The 19,902-nt window shown below is 69.4% G+C and carries 19 protein-coding genes and 2 pseudogenes; 9 read left to right on the forward strand and 12 right to left on the reverse strand.

The window, feature by feature from the left end:
- The 3 genes from AC08OV_RS15970 to AC08OV_RS15980 form a co-directional block, all read left to right on the forward strand.
- On the forward strand, positions 1 to 469 hold a 469-nt coding region (locus AC08OV_RS15970), incomplete at its 5' end, for a nuclear transport factor 2 family protein (protein ID WP_476619874.1).
- A 68-nt stretch (positions 470 to 537) separates the two neighbouring features.
- The gene (locus AC08OV_RS15975) at positions 538 to 1,452 is read left to right on the forward strand and encodes an NADP-dependent oxidoreductase (protein ID WP_011438472.1); all 915 of its coding nucleotides are present in this window, start codon (positions 538 to 540) and stop codon (positions 1,450 to 1,452) included.
- Complete coding sequence (locus tag AC08OV_RS15980; RefSeq protein WP_476619875.1) at positions 1,449 to 2,096, forward strand: DsbA family oxidoreductase; 648 nt, start codon at positions 1,449 to 1,451, stop codon at positions 2,094 to 2,096. Before AC08OV_RS15975 ends, AC08OV_RS15980 begins: the two co-directional genes overlap by 4 nt.
- Before the next feature lie 81 nt (positions 2,097 to 2,177).
- Here AC08OV_RS15980 and AC08OV_RS15985 read toward each other — a convergent pair whose 3' ends face one another.
- The 3 genes from AC08OV_RS15985 to AC08OV_RS15995 are packed head-to-tail and all read right to left on the reverse strand — an operon-like array spanning position 2,178 to position 5,810.
- The gene (locus tag AC08OV_RS15985) at positions 2,178 to 3,443 is read right to left on the reverse strand and encodes a DUF6365 family protein (protein WP_476613376.1); all 1,266 of its coding nucleotides are present in this window, start codon (positions 3,441 to 3,443) and stop codon (positions 2,178 to 2,180) included.
- A gap of 40 nt (positions 3,444 to 3,483) precedes the next feature.
- Positions 3,484 to 4,620 carry a DegT/DnrJ/EryC1/StrS family aminotransferase gene (locus AC08OV_RS15990; RefSeq protein ID WP_476613377.1) on the reverse strand — a complete coding sequence of 379 codons (1,137 nt, stop codon included), beginning with the start codon at positions 4,618 to 4,620 and terminating at the stop codon, positions 3,484 to 3,486.
- Entirely contained in the window at positions 4,617 to 5,810 is a 1,194-nt protein-coding gene (locus AC08OV_RS15995) for a glycosyltransferase (protein WP_476613378.1), read from the reverse strand. The genes AC08OV_RS15990 and AC08OV_RS15995 overlap by 4 nt, the downstream gene beginning before the upstream one ends.
- A 155-nt stretch (positions 5,811 to 5,965) precedes the next feature.
- On the opposite strand from AC08OV_RS15995, the gene AC08OV_RS16000 reads away from it, so the two are divergent.
- Complete coding sequence (locus tag AC08OV_RS16000) at positions 5,966 to 6,787, forward strand: SAM-dependent methyltransferase (protein ID WP_476613379.1); 822 nt, start codon at positions 5,966 to 5,968, stop codon at positions 6,785 to 6,787.
- Here the strand turns inward: AC08OV_RS16000 and AC08OV_RS16005 are convergent, their stop codons facing one another.
- Positions 6,788 to 7,801: a quinone oxidoreductase family protein gene (locus AC08OV_RS16005; protein ID WP_476613380.1), complete on the reverse strand. Its 1,014-nt coding sequence runs from the start codon at positions 7,799 to 7,801 to the stop codon at positions 6,788 to 6,790.
- Between the two features lie 202 nt (positions 7,802 to 8,003).
- On the opposite strand from AC08OV_RS16005, the gene AC08OV_RS16010 reads away from it, so the two are divergent.
- Entirely contained in the window at positions 8,004 to 8,957 is a 954-nt protein-coding gene (locus AC08OV_RS16010) for a 3-hydroxyacyl-CoA dehydrogenase NAD-binding domain-containing protein (protein ID WP_476613381.1), read from the forward strand.
- 51 nt (positions 8,958 to 9,008) lie between these two features.
- On the opposite strand, the gene rfbH is transcribed toward AC08OV_RS16010, so the two are convergent.
- Both rfbH and AC08OV_RS16020 read right to left on the reverse strand, forming a co-directional pair.
- Complete coding sequence (gene rfbH / locus AC08OV_RS16015; RefSeq protein WP_476613382.1) at positions 9,009 to 10,310, reverse strand: lipopolysaccharide biosynthesis protein RfbH; 1,302 nt, start codon at positions 10,308 to 10,310, stop codon at positions 9,009 to 9,011.
- A gap of 75 nt (positions 10,311 to 10,385) precedes the next feature.
- Positions 10,386 to 11,408, reverse strand: coding sequence for a Gfo/Idh/MocA family protein (locus AC08OV_RS16020; RefSeq protein WP_476613383.1), 1,023 nt, complete (start codon positions 11,406 to 11,408; stop codon positions 10,386 to 10,388).
- A gap of 165 nt (positions 11,409 to 11,573) precedes the next feature.
- On the opposite strand from AC08OV_RS16020, the gene AC08OV_RS16025 reads away from it, so the two are divergent.
- Entirely contained in the window at positions 11,574 to 12,452 is an 879-nt protein-coding gene (locus AC08OV_RS16025) for an LLM class flavin-dependent oxidoreductase (protein ID WP_476613384.1), read from the forward strand.
- A 207-nt stretch (positions 12,453 to 12,659) separates the two neighbouring features.
- On the forward strand, positions 12,660 to 13,241 hold the full coding sequence (locus tag AC08OV_RS16030) for an NADPH-dependent FMN reductase (RefSeq protein ID WP_476613385.1): 582 nt from the start codon (positions 12,660 to 12,662) through the stop codon (positions 13,239 to 13,241).
- 513 nt (positions 13,242 to 13,754) lie between these two features.
- On the opposite strand, the pseudogene AC08OV_RS16035 reads toward AC08OV_RS16030, so the two are convergent.
- Both AC08OV_RS16035 and rfbA read right to left on the reverse strand, forming a co-directional pair.
- Positions 13,755 to 14,000: pseudogene (locus AC08OV_RS16035) on the reverse strand (hypothetical protein); the annotation flags it as partial.
- Positions 13,894 to 14,784, reverse strand: coding sequence for a glucose-1-phosphate thymidylyltransferase RfbA (gene rfbA / locus AC08OV_RS16040; protein ID WP_476613386.1), 891 nt, complete (start codon positions 14,782 to 14,784; stop codon positions 13,894 to 13,896). The gene rfbA and the pseudogene AC08OV_RS16035, both read right to left, overlap by 107 nt.
- A 213-nt stretch (positions 14,785 to 14,997) precedes the next feature.
- On the opposite strand from rfbA, the gene AC08OV_RS16045 reads away from it, so the two are divergent.
- Together AC08OV_RS16045 and AC08OV_RS16050 are read left to right on the forward strand one after the other, a co-directional pair.
- A complete protein-coding gene (locus AC08OV_RS16045; protein ID WP_476613387.1) occupies positions 14,998 to 15,717 on the forward strand; it encodes a mycothiol-dependent nitroreductase Rv2466c family protein in 720 nt (239 codons plus the stop codon).
- 7 nt (positions 15,718 to 15,724) lie between these two features.
- The gene (locus tag AC08OV_RS16050; RefSeq protein WP_476619876.1) at positions 15,725 to 17,338 is read left to right on the forward strand and encodes an MDR family MFS transporter; all 1,614 of its coding nucleotides are present in this window, start codon (positions 15,725 to 15,727) and stop codon (positions 17,336 to 17,338) included.
- Between the two features lie 68 nt (positions 17,339 to 17,406).
- Here the strand turns inward: AC08OV_RS16050 and soxR are convergent, their stop codons facing one another.
- The 4 genes and pseudogenes from soxR to AC08OV_RS16070 form a co-directional block, all read right to left on the reverse strand.
- Positions 17,407 to 17,889, reverse strand: coding sequence for a redox-sensitive transcriptional activator SoxR (gene soxR, locus AC08OV_RS16055; protein ID WP_476613389.1), 483 nt, complete (start codon positions 17,887 to 17,889; stop codon positions 17,407 to 17,409).
- A 121-nt stretch (positions 17,890 to 18,010) separates the two neighbouring features.
- Complete coding sequence (locus AC08OV_RS16060; RefSeq protein WP_476613390.1) at positions 18,011 to 18,664, reverse strand: hypothetical protein; 654 nt, start codon at positions 18,662 to 18,664, stop codon at positions 18,011 to 18,013.
- 11 nt (positions 18,665 to 18,675) lie between these two features.
- Positions 18,676 to 18,915: an NDP-hexose 2,3-dehydratase family protein gene (locus AC08OV_RS16065; protein ID WP_476613391.1), complete on the reverse strand. Its 240-nt coding sequence runs from the start codon at positions 18,913 to 18,915 to the stop codon at positions 18,676 to 18,678.
- Positions 18,916 to 19,319: 404 nt separating this feature from the next.
- Positions 19,320 to 19,799: pseudogene (locus AC08OV_RS16070) on the reverse strand (dTDP-glucose 4,6-dehydratase); the annotation flags it as partial.
- Between the last annotated feature and the right edge of the window lie 103 nt (positions 19,800 to 19,902).

Consider the following 19,902-nt stretch of genomic DNA (forward strand, 5'->3'; position numbering starts at 1 on the left):
TCATCAGGAGAGGAAGCCAATGTCCGCCACCGCGATCAGCACCGATGTCTACACGCAGGTCCAGCAGTTCTACGCCCGGCAGATGCACGCGCTCGATGCCTGCCGCTTCGACGAGTACGCGGCCACCTTCACCGAGGACGGCGAGTTCAGCCACACGCCGGGGCGGCCCGCGGCCCACACCCGGGACGGCATCGCACGCGAGCTGCGGGCTTTCCACGAGGAGCGTTTCGCCACCGAGCCGGTGCAGCGCCGCCACTGGTTCAACATGATCCACCTGATCGAGGCCCCGGACGGGAGCCTGCGGTCCACCTTCTACGTGCTCGTGGTGACCAGCCGTCCCGGTGAGCGCCAGCCCGAGATCGCGCCCAGTTGCGTTGTCCACGACGTGCTGATCCGCGCGGACGGGGGGCTACTCAACCGGTCCCGGCGGGTCGAGCACGACTACCTGCTTGACCTCAAGCGCACTTGAGATTGCAGGCTGTTTCTGACGTCCCCGGCCCTGATGGGCCGGCGTCGGAACATCCGGAGAGGAGATCCATGCGGGCCGCGGCATTCTACACCTTCGGTGGTCCGGAGGTGCTACAGGTGGTCGAGGTTGCCACACCCGAAGCTGGGCCGGGAGAGGTTCGGGTCCGAGTCGAGGCGGCGGGCGTGCAAGCGTACGACTCGTCGGTACGGTCCGGCTGGACACCGCCGGGGCAGACCCTGCGGTTCCCGCAGATAGTCGGCAACGACTTCGCCGGTGTCGTCGACGAGATCGGCACCGGCGTCACAGACTTCCGGATCGGCGACGAGGTGCTCGGCTGGGCCATGCTCGCCAGCTGCGCCGAGTACGTCGTCGTCCCTCCAGAGCAGGTCGTCTCCAAGCCGTCCGGGATGACCTGGCCGCAGGCGGGCACCCTGTCGGCGTCGGCGCAGACCGCACACACCGCGCTGGACGAACTGAAGGTCAGCGTCGGCGACACTCTGCTGATCCACGGCGCCTCCGGCGGCGTCGGAACGGTCGCGGTGCAGCTGGCCCTGGCCGCGGGCGCGACGGTGATCGGAACGGCCGGCCCGGCGAACCAGGACTACCTGCGCTCGCTGGGGGCCACACCGACCACCTACGGCGACGGACTGGTCGACCGCGTGCGAGCCCTGGCACCCGGTGGTGTCGACGTCGCCCTGGACGCCGCGGGCGGCGCGGCCCTGGATGCCTGCCTCGAGGTGGTCGCCGACCGGAGCCGGATCGGCACCCTGGTGGATTTCGCCCGGGCGGACGAGCTCGGCGTACGATTCCTGCGCAGCCAGCGCTCGGGTCAGCGGCTACGGGCGATCACCGACCTGTACCGCGCCGGGCGACTGACGCTGACCGTGTCGGAGGTCTTCCCACTGGACCGGATCGCCGACGCGCACCGTCGGATCGACACCGGCCATGCCCGCGGCAAGACCGCCGTCCTGCTCCGGGGGTGAGCGGCGTGCTGATCGAGGTCTTCTACGACGTGCTGTGCCCCTGGTGCTACATCGGTAAGCACCGGCTGCGGCGGGTCCTGACGGATTTTCCCGGCCGCGACGAGGTTCGACTGCGGTGGCGCAGCTATCAGTTGTCACCGGACGAGGGGCGCATCCCTGGCCCGACCGCCGCCGAGGCGATGGCCACATGGACCGCACCGGACCAGCTGCCCGCGCGGCTGGCCCTGATCGAGCAGCTCGGCACGGACCTGGGCTTGGCTATCGACCTCGACAAAGCGCGTCCCGTCAACACTTTCGACGCGCATCGGCTGACCCATTTCGCGGCCGACCATGAGCGGGCCGATGCGCTCGTCGAGGCGCTGCTGCGGGCCTACCAGGCGGAGGGGCGGAACGTCGCCGACCACCTCGTCCTGCTGGAGTTGGCGCACGAGGTGGGCCTGCCCGAGGAGGAGACGGGCGCGGTGCTCGCCGGTGACCGCTACGCCGACGCCGTCATCGCCGATCAGCGCCGCGCCGCCGAGTTGCGGGTGAGCGGCGTGCCGACGCTCGTCGTCGACGGCGGCCGGCCGTTCTCGGGCATGCAGCCGCCGGAGATGGTCCGCGCCGAGTTGGACCGTGCCGCAGCGGCCTCCAGCGTCCGGTGACCGATCCACCGCCGGGCGGGGCATCGCCGATGGGCGATGCCCCGCCCTCGGGTGCCGCTTCCGGCGGTACTCCCGGACCGGTCAGAACGTGAGGCCGTGCACGCTCGCCACCTGGTGGAACGCCTCGATGGTAGCCGGCAACGCTGCCAGGGCACGGCGGTATCCGGCCCGCGCTTCGGCGAGCTCCGTACGAACCGACTCGTCGTACAACACGGCATCCAAAGCCGTGCTGACGGACTCCTCGTCGAGGATTTCCTCGTGGACCATCATAGCCGCGAACGGGTTGCCGCTCCACGTCGGCCGGACGAGATCGTTCCACCGCATCGGCCAGGTTTGGTACGACGGCAGGGGCCCGGGATAGGCGTCCAGCCACGAGCGTACGGCGGGGCTGGGCTCCCCGATCGCAGCGTGCAGACGTTCGACGCCGTTGTCGTCCGCCAAGTCGAAACCGTTGACGACGGCCACCCCGGGCACATCGGTCCACACCGCCCGTTCCAGGGCAAACGACGGCAGCGAGAGCGCCAGAACGGCGTCCGCGGCGCCGAGCAGGTCGAGGTACTCCCGCGCGCCGTAGCGGGGCCGCCGGTGCAGCCGGCCCTCCGGAAGGCGGCCGAAGGCTCCGAAGTCCGGGCCGGCGACGAGGAACTCGGTGGTGGCCGGCAGCCGGGTGAGGTAGTGCAGCACCAGTTCCGGGATACGCGCCGCCAGTTCCCGGCTGGCCGGCCCGGCGCGGGTGAGCATGGTCTCCTGCCAGGGAAGGGTAGGGATCATCAGGAGCCGGGTGCCGCCGGACACCCCGAGCGAGTGCCGCACCCGGTCCCGGGCGGCGGCGGACGGCGGTTCGAGCGTCGTCGTGGCGCGGTAGGGCACGGCCGGATCCCCGAGTGCGCCGGTGAGCCGACCCGAGGGCACCGGCCGCAGCCGAGGCATGGACGCGATCCGGTCGCCGATCGGCGTGAGCCGACCCAGCAGCTCCACCTGCCGTTGGCCGGGACCCATGTCGTAGCAGTCCAGCGGAAGGACCGGCAGATCGAAGGCGTCGACAAACCAGGGGTCCACCCGGTACGTCGTGTGGCAGCTGGTCCAGTAGCCCATGAAGTCGCTGGGCACCAGGATGTCCGGACGCCAATCCGCGATCGCGCCGGCGACGACGGTGACCAGATCCGCCCCGGCTCCGGGAGGGACGACCCGGTGCGGATAACCGGCCTCGCGCAGCTGATCGACGCTGTACGAGTCGATGAGGAAACAACTCTCGACGTCGGCCCCGCGGAGCTGGTCGGCAAGGTCCAGCCCCATGGCGGTCTCGTGCAGCGTCTTGGCGAGAAAGCTCAGGAATAACAGGCGCACGGCTTCCTCCCGCTGGGCTGGCGCGTGGCGACGGCGGCGGTCATGAACGCGCGGCGACGGCGGCGGTCAGCCGGTCGACGACGAGGCTGACGTCGCTGTCGTCGAGACCGGGATGCAGCGGCAGGCAGAGCGTCTCGCGACCGGCCCGGTCGGCGCCGGGGAGGGTGACGGGTCCGGCGCCGTAGGTCGACACCTGGTGCAGGGGGGTGTACCGGACGGTGGTGTAGATTCCCGCCGCGAGCAGATCCTGGGCGACGGCGTCGCGCACCGCCGGATCCAGCCGGACCCAGTAGAAGTAGTACGACGACTCGTGGCCGGACGGCAGCGCCGGCGGACGCCGTACGCCAGGGACACCGGTCAGTTCGCGGTCGTACCGCTCTACGATGTCACGGCGCCGCGCCACCATCTGCGGTAGGCGCTCCAACTGGACGGCGCCGATCGCCGCGGTCAGATCGTTGCCGATGAGACGGCGGCCGATCTCCGGAACGGCCAGTTCCCACCAGCGCTGCGAGACGCCCGCGTACCGGAATCCGCTCGAGCGTTCGAGCCCGTGGTAGGCGAGACGCCGGGCCCGCCTGGCGCGCTCCTCGTCGCGCACGTACAGCATGCCGCCGTCGCCGGTCACGATGACCTTCATCGCGTCGAAGCTCCAGATCGCCAGGTCACCGAAGGTACCGACTGCCCGGCCGCCGACCCGCGACGCCGGCGCGCAGGCGGCGTCCTCGAGGAGCGTGAGACCCTCTTCGCGGCAGTACTCCGCGATCTCGGTGACCCGGCCCGGATAGCCGCCGTAATGCAGCACGACGACTGCCCGGGTGCGGGGTGTGACGACCCGGCGCACATCCTCGACCCCCGGGTTCTGGGTGCCGGGGTCGACATCGCAGAACACCGGCCGGGCGCCGGTCACCATGATGGCGTTGGCGGCGGAGACGAAGCTCGTCGACGGCAGCACGACCTCGTCGCCGGGGCCCAGGTTCAGCGTTTCCAGACCGAGAAACAGCCCCGCGGTACCCGAGTTGAGAAAAATCAGCCGGTCGGCGGGTACGCCGAGATGAGCGGCGAAGGCCGCCTCGAAGGCCTCGGTACGGGACCCGTGACCGAGCCATCTGCTGGAGAAGACGTCGCTGACCGCTTTCAGTTCGTCGTCGCCCACCTGGGGCTGGAAGAGGCTGATCATCGGAGGCCCTCCGTTTCGTCAGACGTCGCGCTGGTCGAGCTTGGCCGCCGGGCACCGCTCCGCGGGCCGTAGCGCTGCTCCAGGACGCCGGCCACCTCCGCCGGCAGCGGCATGGCCGCCATCTCCACGGCGATCCGTGCGGCCCGGTCCCGGTAGCCGGAGTCGGACATGATCTCCCGGCAGACGGCGGTGATGTGTTCGGCGGTGTCGTCGCCCGGCACGATCATGCGCGCGACACCGGCCGCGGTGAGTCGTTCGCTGTAATCCACGACATAGGGCAGGTACGGGATCAGCACCTGCGGCACGCCGTGGGCCAGCGCGCTCAGCACGGTGGTTCCGCCGGCGTGGCTGATGACGACGTCGCAGGTCGGCGCGACCACATCGAGTGGCAGCCAACCGGCGCGTACGTTGTCCGGCAGCGGGCCGAGGCGCTCGGCCATGTCGTCCGGCGCGGCGACCAGCAGTTCGACGTCCAGGTGCTCCACCTTCTTGACCAGTCCGGTCAGGACGTCGAGGTAGAAATCCGGGGTGATCCTGCTGCCCGCGGTGAGCAGGACCCGTGGCCGATCGCCCCGGGTATACATCCACGGCTGCGTGGCCCGGGGCGTGGCGTAGGGGACGTACCGCATCAGCTGGGCCGGGAGCGCGTCGGCGGGCCGCAGACTCGGCGGGCAAATGTCGATGAACAGGTCCGGCCGGGGCATGTCGTAGAGGCCGAGCCGCTCCAGCTGCGGGCCGAGCTCCGCCGCCGCGGCGAGGTCGATGGTGCGGGGCTCGCCCATGTCGACGGCGTGCTTCACGTACGGCACCCCGGCGTGGCTGGCTACCAGGGGCGCGGCGAAGGCCAGCACGCCGCCCACCACGAGGTCGGGCTGCCACGCGCGGGCGAACTCCAGCAGCGCGTCCATACACCAGGTGGCGTACCGGCCGAAGCACCGGCCGTTGAAGATGAAACGCTCATGCAGATCGGCGGGGATCGGCAGCCGGTTGCCGTCCTCGTCCTCAAGGGTCTGCAGCATCGATCGGGAGGTCACCGCCACCCCCGGCAGACCGGCGCCGGTGACCGTCGGCATGACGTCCTTGGGCCCCGCCATAACGACCTGGTGCCCCGCGTTGCGGGCGGTCTGTGCCAGCGGTACCAGGGAGAAGATGACGCCGGAGGACCCGCCGGCCACGAAGAGAATCTTCATCGCCCGATCGTCGCGGCGGCGGATAGAACGCCGCTCGACACCGGCTGGAACGCGCCTGTCGCCGGCCGGTCCGCTCGACCGCAATTCGAGCTGCCGTCAACGCCGGGTTGCGACCATCGCCCGACGAGGTACCGAGACCATGAAGGAGCGGGCACATGACGCAACCGGAGGCGCTGACCCCGGAAGAAGTGGGCGAGTTCTACGACGACAGAGGCTGGCTGTACGAGATATTCATGGGCCACAACCTGCACATCGGCTACTGGGACGACGTCGATCCGGCCGCCGATCCGAAGGACCGGCTCACCGACGTGCTGATCGAACGGACCCGGGTAGGCGGCGGCCAGCGGGTGCTCGACGTCGGGTGCGGCACCGGCCGGCCGACGATCCGACTGGCCGCGGCCACCGGGGCCGAGGTCGTCGGCATCAACGTCAGCGCCGAGCAGGTGGCACAGGGCAAGAAGCTGGCTCGGGAGGCCGGGCTCGGCGACCGCGTCGGCTTCGAACTCGTCGACGCGGCGGAACTGCCGTACGACGATGGTTCCTTCGACGCGGTGTGGGCGGTCGAGTCGCTGATGTACCTGGGTGACCGGCCCGGGGCCCTGCGCGAGATCCACCGGGTGCTGGCTCCCGGTGGACGGCTGGTGCTGGCGGACTACGTCGAGTCGGGGGAGCTGTCGGCTCGATGGCGGCGGGTTCTCACCGAGGGGTTCACTGTCGCCTCCCTACCCACGGCCGACGACTACCGCGACATGCTGCGCGCGGTGGACCTCGAGATCACAGACTTCGAGGACGCGACGCCGCACCTGCGCCGCTCGGCACAGCGCATCGACCGGCTCGTGGCGGACAACTACCATCTCGTCGAGGAGCGTGGCGGCGCCGCCTTCGCCGAGCAGTTCAAGGCATCCATCTCGGACATCGCCACGCTGGAGCGTGACCACCTCGGTTACGTCATCGTCATCAGCTCGCCCTCCCGGTGATCAGCTGACGGTCAGAATGATCCGGCCGGTGTAGGCCCGGGATTCCATGATCTCGTGCGCCCGCGCCGCTTCGGCCAACGGGAGCACGGTGTGGATGTGCTGCCGCAACTCGCCGCCAACCAGCAGCTCGACCAGCCGTCGATGGTTGGCGAGGTACTCCTTCGGCCGTGCCTCGCGCCACGCCGACAGCGCAAAGCCGGTCACGAACCGCATGCCGATCAGCGTCATCAGCGACACCGGCGGGACTGACCGTCCCCCGCCGGCGGAGCCATAGAACACGAGACGGCCGAACGGCGCCAGCAGACCCACCTCCACCGGCAGCAGATCGCCACCCACACCGTCCAGCACGACGTCGACGCCCTCCCCGTGGGTGGCCTCCCGTACGGTGTCCACCCAGCCGGGGTCGGTGGGGTCGACGACGACATCGACACCCAGCGACTCGACGAACGCCCGTTTGGCGTTGGATCCGGCGGTGCCGATCACCTGCCTGGCCCCGGCCAGCCGGGCCAGTTGCACGCTCAGGTGCCCGATCCCGCCCGCAGCCGCCTGGACGAGGACCCGATCGCCGGGCCGCACCGGCGCGGTATCCAACGTGCCCATGGCGATCGGACCGGTCCCGGGCAGCGCCGTCGCCGACACAGCGTCCAGGCCGTCCGGCACCGGTAGCAGTGTGTCCACGGGAACCACCACCTTCTCCGCGTACCCGCCGTGCAGGGTGAAAGCAGCCACCCGGTCGCCGAGGCGTACCGTGCCGGTGTGTGGGCTGGCCCCTGCGCCGGTCCCTGGGCCGGTGGCCGCCACCCGGCCGACGACGTCGCCGCCGAGCACGACCGGGAAGAACGGCTTCCACATTGGCGCCGGGAAGAGATCGCGCCGCATCTGGGTCTGGGCGAAGCCGACGCTGACCGCCTCGATGTCGATCAGCACCTCACCGCGGCCCGGGACTGGCTCGGGCGCCTCCGCCGGGCGCAGCACGCTCGGGTCTCCGAACTCGTGGAAGCTGACGACCTTCATCTCTCCTCCAGCAGGGTGTGCGCGGTGCCTGCCGGGTGGCCGGCCCTCGACCGGCAGCCTCGCCGGAGGGCCTCGAATCCGCTTCGAGCGTTCATCGACGGATTCCTGGCGGCCTCGTCGATCGTGGTTCGACCGGCTCCCGAGCCGCTTTCGGCACTGTGCGCGCGGGAACACCACGTCGTCTCGAAGGGAGCACGGGACCATGGCGGAGGAGAATCGGCCGACAGTCGCTGTGATCGGCACAGGCACCATCGCCGTCGGCTGGATCACGCTCTTTCTCGCGTACGAGTTGCCGGTTCGGGTGATCAGCCGCCGGCCGGACGCCGGGCCGGAGGTCCTGGCCGGCGTGGCGGCGTTCGCTGCAGGGCTGGCCCACGGCGTGCCGAGGCGAGAGGGCTTGACCGAAGGCCTCGAGGTGGGCACCGACTTGGAGAAGGCGCTGGAGGGCGCAGACGTGGTTCAGGAGAACGCGCCTGACGACCTGTCGATCAAACAGGAGCTGTTCGCCCGCATCGGCGCGGCGGCGGCGCCCGGGGCCCTGCTGCTGTCGTCCACCTCGAAGCTGCTGCCGGCCGACTTCACCGCCCTCATGGGCGACCGCGGTCGGGCGCTCGTCGGGCATCCGTTCAATCCTCCGCACGTCGTCCCGCTGGTCGAGGTGGTAGGCGGCCCGGAGACCGATCCGGCCGCGATCGAGCGGGCTCTGGCCTTCTACCGGTCCGTGGGCCGGACCCCAGTCCTCATCCGGGAGCCGGTGCCGATGTTCGTCGCCAACCGGTTGCAGGCCGCCTTGTTGCGCGAATGCGTCCACCTGGTCCGTGAGGGCGTGGTCACGGTGGCCGAACTCGACGAGATGGTGACCGCCTCGATCGGTCTGCGCTGGGCGACCACCGGGCCGTTCCGGTCCTTCCACCTCGCCGGTGGGCGGGGCGGCCTGCGGCACTGGCTCGGCAGTCTGGGGACCGGGCTGGAGCGTGGCTGGCAGCAGCTGGGCAGTCCGGCGCTCGACGACGGCACCGTAGGAGCGATCCTGGATCAGGCCGACGCGGCCTTCGGCGACCGTACCTACGAGGAACTCGCCGACGAGCGGGACCGGCGGCAGAATGCCGTCCTCCGGGCCCTGGCCGAGGTGTCGCGGGAGGGGTCCGGCCGCTGACCGCCCCGGCTGCCCGGCACCCCGATCCGGGTACCGGGCAGCCGACCCCCGTCAGCGGTTCGCCAGGACGAACTCGCGGATGGAACCGGCCACGTAGTCCAGCATCTCGGCGGTCAGGCCGGGATAGACACCGATCCAGAAGGTGTGCTCGGTGATGAGGTCGCTGTTGTCGAGCGACCCCGCGATGCGGTACTGCCTGTTCCGGTAGGCCGGGTGGCGGGTGAGGTTGCCGCCGAAGAGCCGGCGGGTGCCGATGCGCCGCCCCTCCAGGTGGGCTACCAGGCCGGCGCGAGTGAAGCCGGCGTCCGGCCGCACGGTGATGACGAAGCCGAACCAGCTCGGATCGCCGCCGGGCGTCGGCTCCGGCAGCAGCAGTCCGGGCAGCCCGTCGAGCGCCGTGCGCAGACGCTGCCAGTTCCGCCGCCGGGCGGCCCCGAAGTCGTCCACCCGGCGCAGCTGGGAGAGGCCGAGCGCCGCCTGTAGATCGGTGGACTTCAGGTTGTATCCCACGTGCGAGAAGATGTACTTGTGGTCGTAGCCGTGCGGCAGGTCGCCAAGCTGCTGGTCGAAGCGCTTGAGGCACTTGTTGTCCTCGCCCGGCTCGCACCAGCAGTCCCGGCCCCAGTCCCGCAGCGACTCCACGATGCGAGCCAGCGCCATGTTGCTCGTCAGCACACAGCCGCCCTCGCCCATGGTGATGTGGTGCGCGGGATAGAAGCTGACCGTGGCGATGTCGCCGAAGGTGCCGGTGAGCCGGCCGTGGTAGCGAGTACCCACCGCGTCGCAGTTGTCCTCGATCAGCACAAGTTCGTGCTGGTCGGCGAGGTCCGCGATCTCGGCCACCAGAAACGGGTTCCCGAGCGCGTGAGCGATGATGATGGCCTTCGTCCGAGGCCCGATCGCCTCCGCGACCCGGTCGACGGTGGTGTTGTAGGTGCCGAGGTCGACGTCTACGAAAACTGGTATGGCTCCGTTGTGGATGATCGGGTTCACTGTGGTCGGAAAGCCCGCGGCGACGGTGATGACCTCGTCGCCCGGGTTCAGCCGCCGCTCCTCCAGGGCGGGTGACGTCAGCGCACTGACGGCGAGCAGGTTCGCTGAGGACCCGGAGTTCGTCAGGTGAGCCTTGCGCAGCCCGAAGTACCTCGCGAAGTCACGCTCGAAGCGTCGCGCGCTGACCCCGGCGGCGATACGCATGTCCAAAGCCGCCTCGACGAGGACGACGCGGTCACCCTCGTCGAGGACGGCGCCGGACGACAGTACGGGCGTGACTCCGGGGATGAACTCGTCCCGGACAGTGTCCCGATGGTATTTGCGGACCTGCTCCAGGATCAGTGACTTGTCGTCAGCCATGTCGTTGTGCCTCCTGCGCTAGCGGTCCCGGTGCCACCGGGCGTCGGAAAGGGAACCGGGTGTCGGGTGCTGCCGTCAGCCGGCCGTGACCTGGCGTGCCATCGCGCGGGCCCGGTCGACGATCAGCGCGTGCGCGAGCGTGTCGCCGTGGCTGGTGACGCGACGCGCGCGAATCGCCGCGACGAACGCCGTCAAGGCGTTCCGGCACTGGTCGTCGGGGGCCAGCGAGTGGCGCTCCCGGGCGCCACCTCGCTCGACCGTCACGACCGGGCAGTGTGCGGGCGGAGTGGTGAAGACATGCTCCACCCGGATCGAACCGCTGCTGCCGATCACCTCGAGCTGCGAGACGTAGCCGTGGGCCAGGCCAAAGGACAGGTGCGCCGTCACGCCGTCCGTGCGGTGCAGCAGGATGCCGCCGCCGAGGTCCACCCCGGTCCGGGAGTCCTGCCGGAGGGCCGCGCCGGCAACGGTCAGCTCCCGCCCGAGCGTCAGGAGAGCGGCCCGCAGCGGGTAGCCCGCTGTGTCGAGCAGCGCCCCGCCGCCGAGCTCGGGGCGCAGCCGGATGTCCCCCTCGGGCCGGGGCGGGATGGCGAACGTCGCGGTGAACAACTGCGGATCGCCGATCGTGCCCTCAGCCAGCAGCGTGCGGATCGCGGTGTGCTGACTGTGCCAGGGGAACATGTAGTTCTCCTGGAGCACCAGTCGGTGGCGGGCCGCGAGGTCGACGAGCTCGGCGGTCTCGGCGTGGCTGGTGGTCAACGGCTTCTCGGCCAGGACGTGCTTGCCACTGAGCAGCGCCCGCCGGATCCAGGTGGCGTGCAGGGAGGCAGGCAGCGGCAGATAGACGGCAGCCACGTCGTCGCGATCAAGTAGGTGCTGATATCCATGCACCGGCTCACCGCCGTAGCGCCGCGCGACGTCTGCGGCCTTGACCGGGTCGCGGCTCGCGACCGCGGTGAGCCGGGCCCCGGCGATACCCGCCAACGTCGGCAGAATCCGTCGCGTCGCGATGTCAGCGCAGCCGAGCAGTCCCACACCCACCGTGCGGAGGTCGTCGCTCCGGGCGGTTCCGGTGCTCGGCTCGGCGGGCTCAGGCATCGGCTGTCCCCTTCCCTGCTGGTGGCCCGGCCAGCATGGACACGTGGCCTAGAGACCCGCTTGAAGCTCGCCGGGGAGGCGCGCGCCGCGTCCTTGACCTCAAGTCCACTTGAGGTTTGACAATCTCGGATACCGACCGCAGCGCTGAGGAAAGGCACGAGCCCCATGGACATCGGCGTAGGACTTCCCGGCCATGTACGAGACCTTGACGGACGCACGTTGATCGAGTGGGCGACACGAACGGAGGCCGCGGGGTTCTCCGCCCTGAGCGTCAGCGATCGGTTGAACTGGTCCTCCCCCGAACCGCTGGTGACACTGGCCGCCGCGGCCGGTGTCACCCAGCGGATCAAGCTGATCAGCACCATTCTGGTGGCGCCGCTACGCGCCAACCACGCACTGCTCGCCAAGTCCGCGGCCACCGTGGACCGGCTGGCCGGGCCGCGGCGGCTCCATCTCGGCCTGGCACCCGGCGGCCGCGAAGAGGACTTCACACTGAGCAAGCTGGACTTCCGGCAGCGCGGGCGGCAGCTGGATGAGCTGCTGGCCGACCTGCATACCTTCTGGCAGCCGGACAGCGAGGTCGGTCCACCCCCGGCCACCCCTGGCGGTCCGGCTCTGCTCTTCGGCGGTATGTCGGAAGCGACCCTGCGCCGCATCACCACCTACGGAGGCGGCTGGGTCATCGGCGACTGCACCGTGAAGGAGTTCCGGGACTTCGTCCCCAAGGTCCAACAGGCGTGGGCTGCCGGAGGACACACCGGGTCGCCGAAACTGGTCGCGTCACTGATGTTCGCACTCGGCCCCGACGCGAGGCAGGCCGCCGCGGACGCCATCGGGCCGTACTACGCCTTCATCGGCGACGAATGGGTGCGGTACTCCATCGACGCCGCGCTCACCACCCACGACGACATTGTCACCGCGGTCGAGCAGTTCGAGAAGGCGGGCTGCGACCAGCTTCTATTCATGGGCAACAGCGCTGATCCCGCTCAGGTGGACCTCCTCGCCGAGGCTGTCCGCGGCGCAGCGGGCGCGCGCACGTCGTGAGGCCACGGCGGCCATGTGACGAGGCGGTCGGAAAGCCACTCAAGTGAGACGCGACGACGATCTACGACATTGGGCTCCACCTACCTACTGGGAGGGCCCGCATGCGCATACTCCTCACCGTCTCGTCGTGGGCAACGCAGTACGCCGCGATAGTCCCCGTCGGCTAGGAGTGCGGGTTACCTCGGTCCACACGATGAGAGGACGCCGGTGATCGATAACTCCATTAATCTCACCATAATCGTCGGAAGCACCAGGGTTGGGCGTTTTGCCCCAGTGGTCGCCCAGTGGTTCGTCAAGCAGGTCGCCGCGTATGATTCATTCGTCACGAGCGTTGTCGATCTCGACGACATCACGCTACCGGAGAAGCTGGGCGCCTCCAGCGGGCCGGGAATCGTGGAGTTGGCAGAGATCACCCGGAAGCTGGCCGCGGCCGATGCCTTCGTCGTGATCACTCCCGAGTACAACCACAGTTACCCCGCCGCACTCAAGAACGTCATCGACTGGCACTTCACCGAGTGGCAGGCGAAGCCGGTGGGCTTCATCTCCTACGGCGGCCAGGCGGGCGGGCTTCGCGCGGTGGAGCACCTGCGCCAGGTCTTCGCCGAGCTGCACGCGGTCGGCCTTCGCGACACCGTCAGCTTTCATGGCGCCCGTAGCCAGTTCAACGCCGACGGCACGCCAAAGGACCCAGGCGGCTGCAACGCGGCCGCGCAGACCCTGGTAAAGCAGCTGGAGTGGTGGGCGGTCGCGCTCGCGGAGGCCAGGGAGAAGCGTCCCTTCACGGTGTGATCGAGTAGGTGCGTCCCACGCGTGGCCCTTCCAGCCGACGCCCTTCGTCGGGTCATCCTGCCGGCTCCACCCTCCGCCCGGGAATCGCCCGTTCGGGCCGGTCTCCATCCGGGCGGTCTCGTTGTGTGTGAAGGTGAAGTCGACGATCTGCGCTTCGAGGACCTGCCCGGTAAACACGTCCATCGCCGCGACGATCGAGACGGTGCCGTGGCGGACGTACTCGACCTCACGGCACGCGTCGCGGCCCAGTCGGGCGGGGATCTCGGGGTGCTTGCGGCTTTTCGTCTGGATCCCGGTCTTCTCGTCCACCGAGAGCAGCGGCGTGCCCTCGACGGGCCCGTCGAGGTAAAGCCGGCAGACCTCGCCGGCCTGGTGCCAGAAGTCGGGGGTGTCGGGGGTGTTGGCCCGGTTGAGCCAGCCCCGGACCCGGTGTGGGCGGACCTCGGCGTCGGCCAGGACCCGCCCGACGGTCGCCGACGAGATCGGCAGGCCACGGCGGGTCAGATATCCAGCCAGCGTGCGGTGTGTCCAGACGCTCTGCCCCGAGGGCGGGGTGGCGGTCGCGGTGGCGACGACCGCGAGCCTGGCCGACGGGCCGTGCACCGGCGGCCGGCCGGCGCGGGGCCGGTCGAACAGCCCCGCTGATCGTCGCTTACGGGACCAACTCCGGGATCCGGGACCCAGTCGCCACCTCGATGACGTAGCGGCCATAGTCCGAATTCTCCATGGCCTTGCCGAGCCGGAGGCAGGCGGCCGCATCGATGTATCCCATCCGCAGCGCCACCTCCTCGATGCACGCGATCCGAGCGCCCTGCCGCCGCTCAAGGATCTCGATGTACTGGCCGGCTTCCATCAGGGAGCTGAAGGTTCCGGTGTCCAGCCAGGCGGTTCCCCGCCCGAGCTCGGTCAGCGCCGCCCTGCCCTGGTCGAGATAGACCTGGTTGATGTCGGTGATCTCGAGTTCTCCCCGAGGGGAGGGACGGACCTGTTGAGCGATCGATACCACGTCGTTGTCGTAGAGGTACAGACCGGTGACCGCCAGATTGGACCGCGGCGCGGTGGGCTTCTCCTCTAGCGACAGGAGTCGGCCCTCCGTGTCGACCTCGGCGATTCCGTACCGGTGCGGGTCGCTGACCGGATAGCCGAACAGCCGGCACCCGCCCACCCGCTCAGTCGCGGCCTGGAGGTTCTGGATGAACGACGAGCCGTGGAAGACGTTGTCGCCGAGAATCAGCGCCACGCTTTGGTCCCCGATGTGGTCGGCGCCGAGCAGGAAGGCGTCGGCCAGGCCACGCGGGCGCGTCTGCGCGGCGTAAGTCAGACGCAGGCCCAGGTCGGAGCCGTCCCCGAGAAGGCGGCGGAACTGAGGTTGGTCCTCGCCCGTGGTGATCACCAGGATCTCCCGGATGCCGGACAGCATGAGGACGGACAGCGGGTAGTAGATCATCGGCTTGTCGTACACGGGAAGAAGTTGTTTCGAGGTCACCGCGGTGACGGGCCGCAACCGGGTGGCGTTCCCCCCGGCCAGGATTATGCCCTTCATCGCGCTGCCGTGCCCGGCGGTGTGGAGCCCACTGGCTTGTGCACGGTTACCTCCGGAGGATTGGTCGGTGGCGCGATGTCCCGCCACGAAACGACGCCGGGGCCGAGGATGGGACGGCGTGCTCGACCGCCGCTCGAAGGTCGGCCGACAACGCCGCCGGGTGGGGCACGCCGGCTTGACCTCAAGCGCGCTGGAGGTTGCACGCTGGCGGTCATGGATCACGTCGACTTCTGGTTCGATCCGCTGTGCCCCTATTCATGGATCACCTCACGCTGGATGGTGGAGGTGCAACGGCACCGGCCGGTCACCGTACGGTGGCACCCGCTGAGCCTGGGGCTGCTCCACACCGCGCCCGGAGCCGCCCCCGACGAGCTGCAGGAACTGGCTCGGGGGCCGGTACGTATGCTCGCGGCGGCCGCGGAAGCTCACGGCGAGCACGTGGTGGGGCCGCTCTACACCGCCCTGGGACAGCGCCTGCACGACGATGGTGGCGCCCTGACTGACATCCGGGTGGGATTCCGTGAGGGGCGTGCCCAGTGGCTGAAACGGTTGGGCTCCCTCGGTGCGGTCTTCGCCGGGGCGCTGACCGCCGCCGGGCTGGACGCGGGTCTCGCCGGGGCCGCCACGGAATCGCGCTGGGACGACGCCTTGCGCGCGGAGCAGGCCAGGGTGCCCACGGGTGACCGGCCAGGTGCGCCGATCGGCGTGCCGACCGTGTCGGTCAACGGAACGCCGGGGCAGTTCGGTCCAGTCCTGTCCGAGATCCTCGTCGGCGAGCGGGCGCTCCGCTTCTGGGAGGCGTTCCGGGCGCTGGTCGCGGAAGACGCCTTCTTCGAGCTCAGGAAGGTCACCGAACGCGCGCTGCCGGACACCTCCGCCCCGGTGCCGGCCGGCGGATCCCGCCCGCCCTCCGCGCGTCATGGAAGGGGCTGAACCCGCGATGGTGGGACAGGTCGAGACCGTGAGCGCCGCGCCACTCAGTCGGCGGACGATCCTGAGCATCATCTCGGGGCTGCTGATCGGCGTCTTCCTCTCGGCGCTCGACAGCATGATCATGGCATCAGCGCTGCGCACCATAGCCGACCAGTTGAACGGCATCACCCTCCAGGCGTGGGCGACCACTGCTTACCTCATCACCTCCACCATTTCGACCCCGCTGTACGGCAAGCTGTCCGACATCTTCGGACGCAAGCGGCTGTACCTCGTCGCGATCTCCCTCTTCCTCGTCGGTTCGCTCCTGTGCGGCATCGCCCAGTCCATGTACGAGCTGGCTTTCTACCGCGGCGTGCAGGGACTCGGCGCGGGCGGCCTCATGTCGCTCGCCCTCGCGGTGTTCGCCGACCTCCTGCCGCGCGAGCAACGCGCCCGGTATCAAGCCAACCTCGGCATCATCTTCGGCGTCGCCAGCGTCTCGGGCCCGGTCGTCGGTGGCTTCTTCGCGGGCGTAGACTCGTTGTTCGGTCTGGCGGGGTGGCGGTGGATCTTTCTGTTCAATCTGCCGATCGGGCTGGTTGCGCTGGTGCTGGTCGGCACACACTTCCAGCCGCCCGCCACACCGCGCCGATCGCGGCGCATCGACTACGCCGGCTCGCTGCTGCTCGTCACGGGAATCGTGCCGTTGCTGCTGATCAGCGAGCGCGGCCGGGACTGGGGATGGGCGTCGTCCCGCGCCGTCGTGGCATACGCCGTCGGTGTTTTCTTGCTCATGCTCTTCGTGACCGTGGAGCGCCGGCGAGGCGATGACGCGCTGCTCCCGCCGAAGCTGTTCCGGGTCGGGGCCTTCCGCCTGGTCAACACCGTTAACCTCCTCGGCGGGGTGGGGGTGTTCACCGGCCTCACGTTCTTGCCGCTCTACCTGCAGATCGGCAAGGGGATGTCTCCCACCGCCGCCGGCCTGATGCTGCTGCCTCAGTCATTGGCGACAACCGTCGGTTCACGGCTCTGCGGCCCACTGATCGAGCGCACCGGCCGGTACCGGGAACTACTCGCCGCGGGACTGGCCACTATGATGGTCAGCTACCTAGCCATCGCCTTCGTCGACAACGACACGTCCCTGTGGCTCGTTGGTGCGGTCGTCGTGCTGATGGGTCTCGGCCTGGGAATATTCATGCAGGTCGTGCTTATCGCGATGCAGAACAGCGTCCCGCCGGAGAACATAGGTGTGGCCAGTGGCCTCTACAACTTCTCCCGTCAGATGGGCGGTGCGGTGGGGGTGGCAATCCTGTTCTCCCTTCTGTTCGCCCTGGTGCCGGGCAGGATCGCCGACGCGTACGGGGCCCAGCGATCTGATCCCGGCTTCCAGGCCGCCGCCTCTGATCCCGCCGTGCTGGGCGATCCGGTCACGCGGACGACGCTGGAGCAACTGCGGGACGGAACCGCCGGCCGCGACCTGAAGGACACGTCGTTCCTCGGCACTATCGACGAGCGTATCGCCCGCCCGCTGCTCGACGGATTCACCAGCGGCATCAACATCATCTTCTTGATCGCCTCGCTGGTCATGGCGATCGCGGTTGGCCTGACCCTGACGTTGCCCCGAGGATCCACACGGCAATGACGAAACCTCCGGGCCACACCCTCGGCCCGGCGGTTCTCCGTCGTCCGACGGCGGCCGGAACGGTGGGGTCAGGACGGATCCGTGTCTCCGCGCAGCCGGTGCGCTCCGGGACCCCGCCGGCCGTACTCATCCTCGGGATTGACCAGAGCGCACCGGGCGATGGAGAGGCAGCCGCACCCGATGCAGTCGGTGATATTCTCGCGTAGCCGCCGGAGGTCCTCCATCCGGCGATCAATCTCGGACCGCCAGTTCTCGGACAACACCGCCCAGTCCTGCCGTGTCGGGGTCCGCCCTTCGGGCAGTTGCCGCAGCACCTCGACGATCTCGTTGAGCGGGATACCGAACCGTTGCGCGGCGCGTACGAAGGCGATACGACGCAGTACCTCCCGATCGTACCGGCGCTGGTTGCCGGCGGTCCGCCGCGCGCTGATCAGGCCCTTGGACTCGTAGAAGTGCAGTGTCGACACCGAGACGCCGCTGCGTCGCGCCATTTCGCCGATCGACAACTCCTTATGACCAAGGGGAATGGAGACGTCCTCGTCGCGGGTCATCGAAGTGTCAACCTCGTGGGTCGGCGATCAACGGCGCGGGTCGACGCACAACACGAACGGAGAAGTGTGTACGCCGATAGGCGAGCATACACACTTCTCCGGAAATGGGTCGAAGCAGCTGTCAGCTGATCGTTGTCGTGGAGAACACCACCGGCTGGGCCGGGTCGGGATAGCATTGGAAGGGATCCCACTGCAGCGAGGTGGTCTGCTCGCGCCACCAGCCGAAGCCCGGGTCGAGGAAACTGTCACCACCCGGGCCGGTTGTCAGCACGCCCGACTGCGGCGCCTTGAGGGTCACCGTCAGCGTCGGCAGGTCGAACGCGGTCCCCCCGTGGAACGGGCCGCTTGCGAGCACCTGGATCTCGTCACCCAACGGCGACACCACCTGACGAGAGGAACCGAGGCCGCTTCCCTCGGAGAGGCTGTAGTCAAGCAACTGCGCGCCGGCTGGCAGTCGGTAGGTCACCGGCACTAGGCGGATCTCCTTGTTGAACCGTGCGTCGGCCACGATCGGATCCGGGTTGAACGAGATCCGCACCTTCGACCCCGGCGCGACCTGCTTGGGCGCGGTGACGCTGAACCCTCGGCTGTAGTCGAGCACCGGTGTCCACGTGCCCGAAATCCTGGTCTGGCAGACGTACGGGACGGTGCTGGCGGTGGTAACCGCCGTCTGCGCCGGCGTGTCCGCGGCGGAGGCAGGGGTAGCGGCGACGGTGACGGCGGCACCGGCGGCCAGCGCGGCCAGCGCGCGGACCCACTTACGGGTTCTGATCACGTTGCTCCTAATCAGTCCACCGGGTCGCGGTGACGCCGGCGAGGTGGCCCCATCGTGGCGACTGCGCCTCGAGAGTCGGTCGAGGTCAGCAGGGTTTCGAGTCGACCGCCGGCTCGGGAAGCGCGCTGATGCAGGTCAACAGGGGTGCGTGCTTGAACGTTGACGTAACTGCAGTGCTGGACGAAGGCCACCAACTGCGCCACGGTCATCCAGATGAAATTCGGGGCGGGTCCAGGGGGCACTCCTCGCACGCAAGACTGCCGAGTTGAGCGACGACGGCGTCGAGGCGCTCGCGGGTGTTAACGGCCAGGTCGGTGGCCTTCCCGTGTTTCGGCCGCGGCCGGCGGACGTCTGCCCGGAGCCTGGGCCGCGAACAGCCGGTACCGTCGTCCGCGGGTGACGGCCGCGCCGGAACTCTACGCTGATCATCGACGGGGCACAGCCCAGCTCGCCGGCGATCGTCCGCATTCCCGCCTTTTCCTGCGGGCCGGCCGGCGATGTGGACCCGGTGGCCTCTCGGCCAGGTACCGCGGACTCTGCGCTTGGCGAATTGAGCACGACTACCACGAGCTCAAAGACGGCCTCGGTCCCGACCGCGGCGCTCCGGAGCAACCGTCACACCCCACCCTCCGGCGCCTCTCCGAGTCGGAGCAGCCCACGCGCTCTCAACGACCGGGGAACGCCCGACAAGGGGCCGCCACCATGACTCGTTGTCGCGATACCAGTCGATGGTCGACCGCATTCCCGCCGTGAACGGGACGGCCGGCACCCAGCCCAGCTCGTCGCGCAGCTTCGTCGAGTCCAGAAGGTACCTGCGGTCGTGCGAGGGCCGGTCCGGCACGATCGTCTTCAGCGTGTCCGGTTTACCCAGCTCGGCAAGGACGAGGTTGGCGACGGTCTCCACGTCGGCCTCCACGCCGCTGCCGACGTGGTAGGTCTCCCCGATCCGCCCTCGTTTCAGCACAGCCTCCACCGCGCGGCAGTGATCGTCGACGTGCAGCCACTCCCGCCGGTTCTTCGTCGAGGCATACAACGGCAGCGGCTCGCCCAGCAGCGCACGGGTGATGAACAGCGGAATCACTTTCTCGGGGAACTGGTACGGGCCGTAGTTGTTGGAGCAGTTCGTAATGGTGACCAGGGCGTGCCGCAAAGTCGTTGATGCTGGTCAGATCGGGTTTTCGAGGCCGAGGATGGCCGTGAGCAGGTCTGGGTCGTGGCGGAGGCGGCGCAGGGTGGGA

This window comes from Frankia sp. CeTa3Moorea (assembly GCF_978021225.1).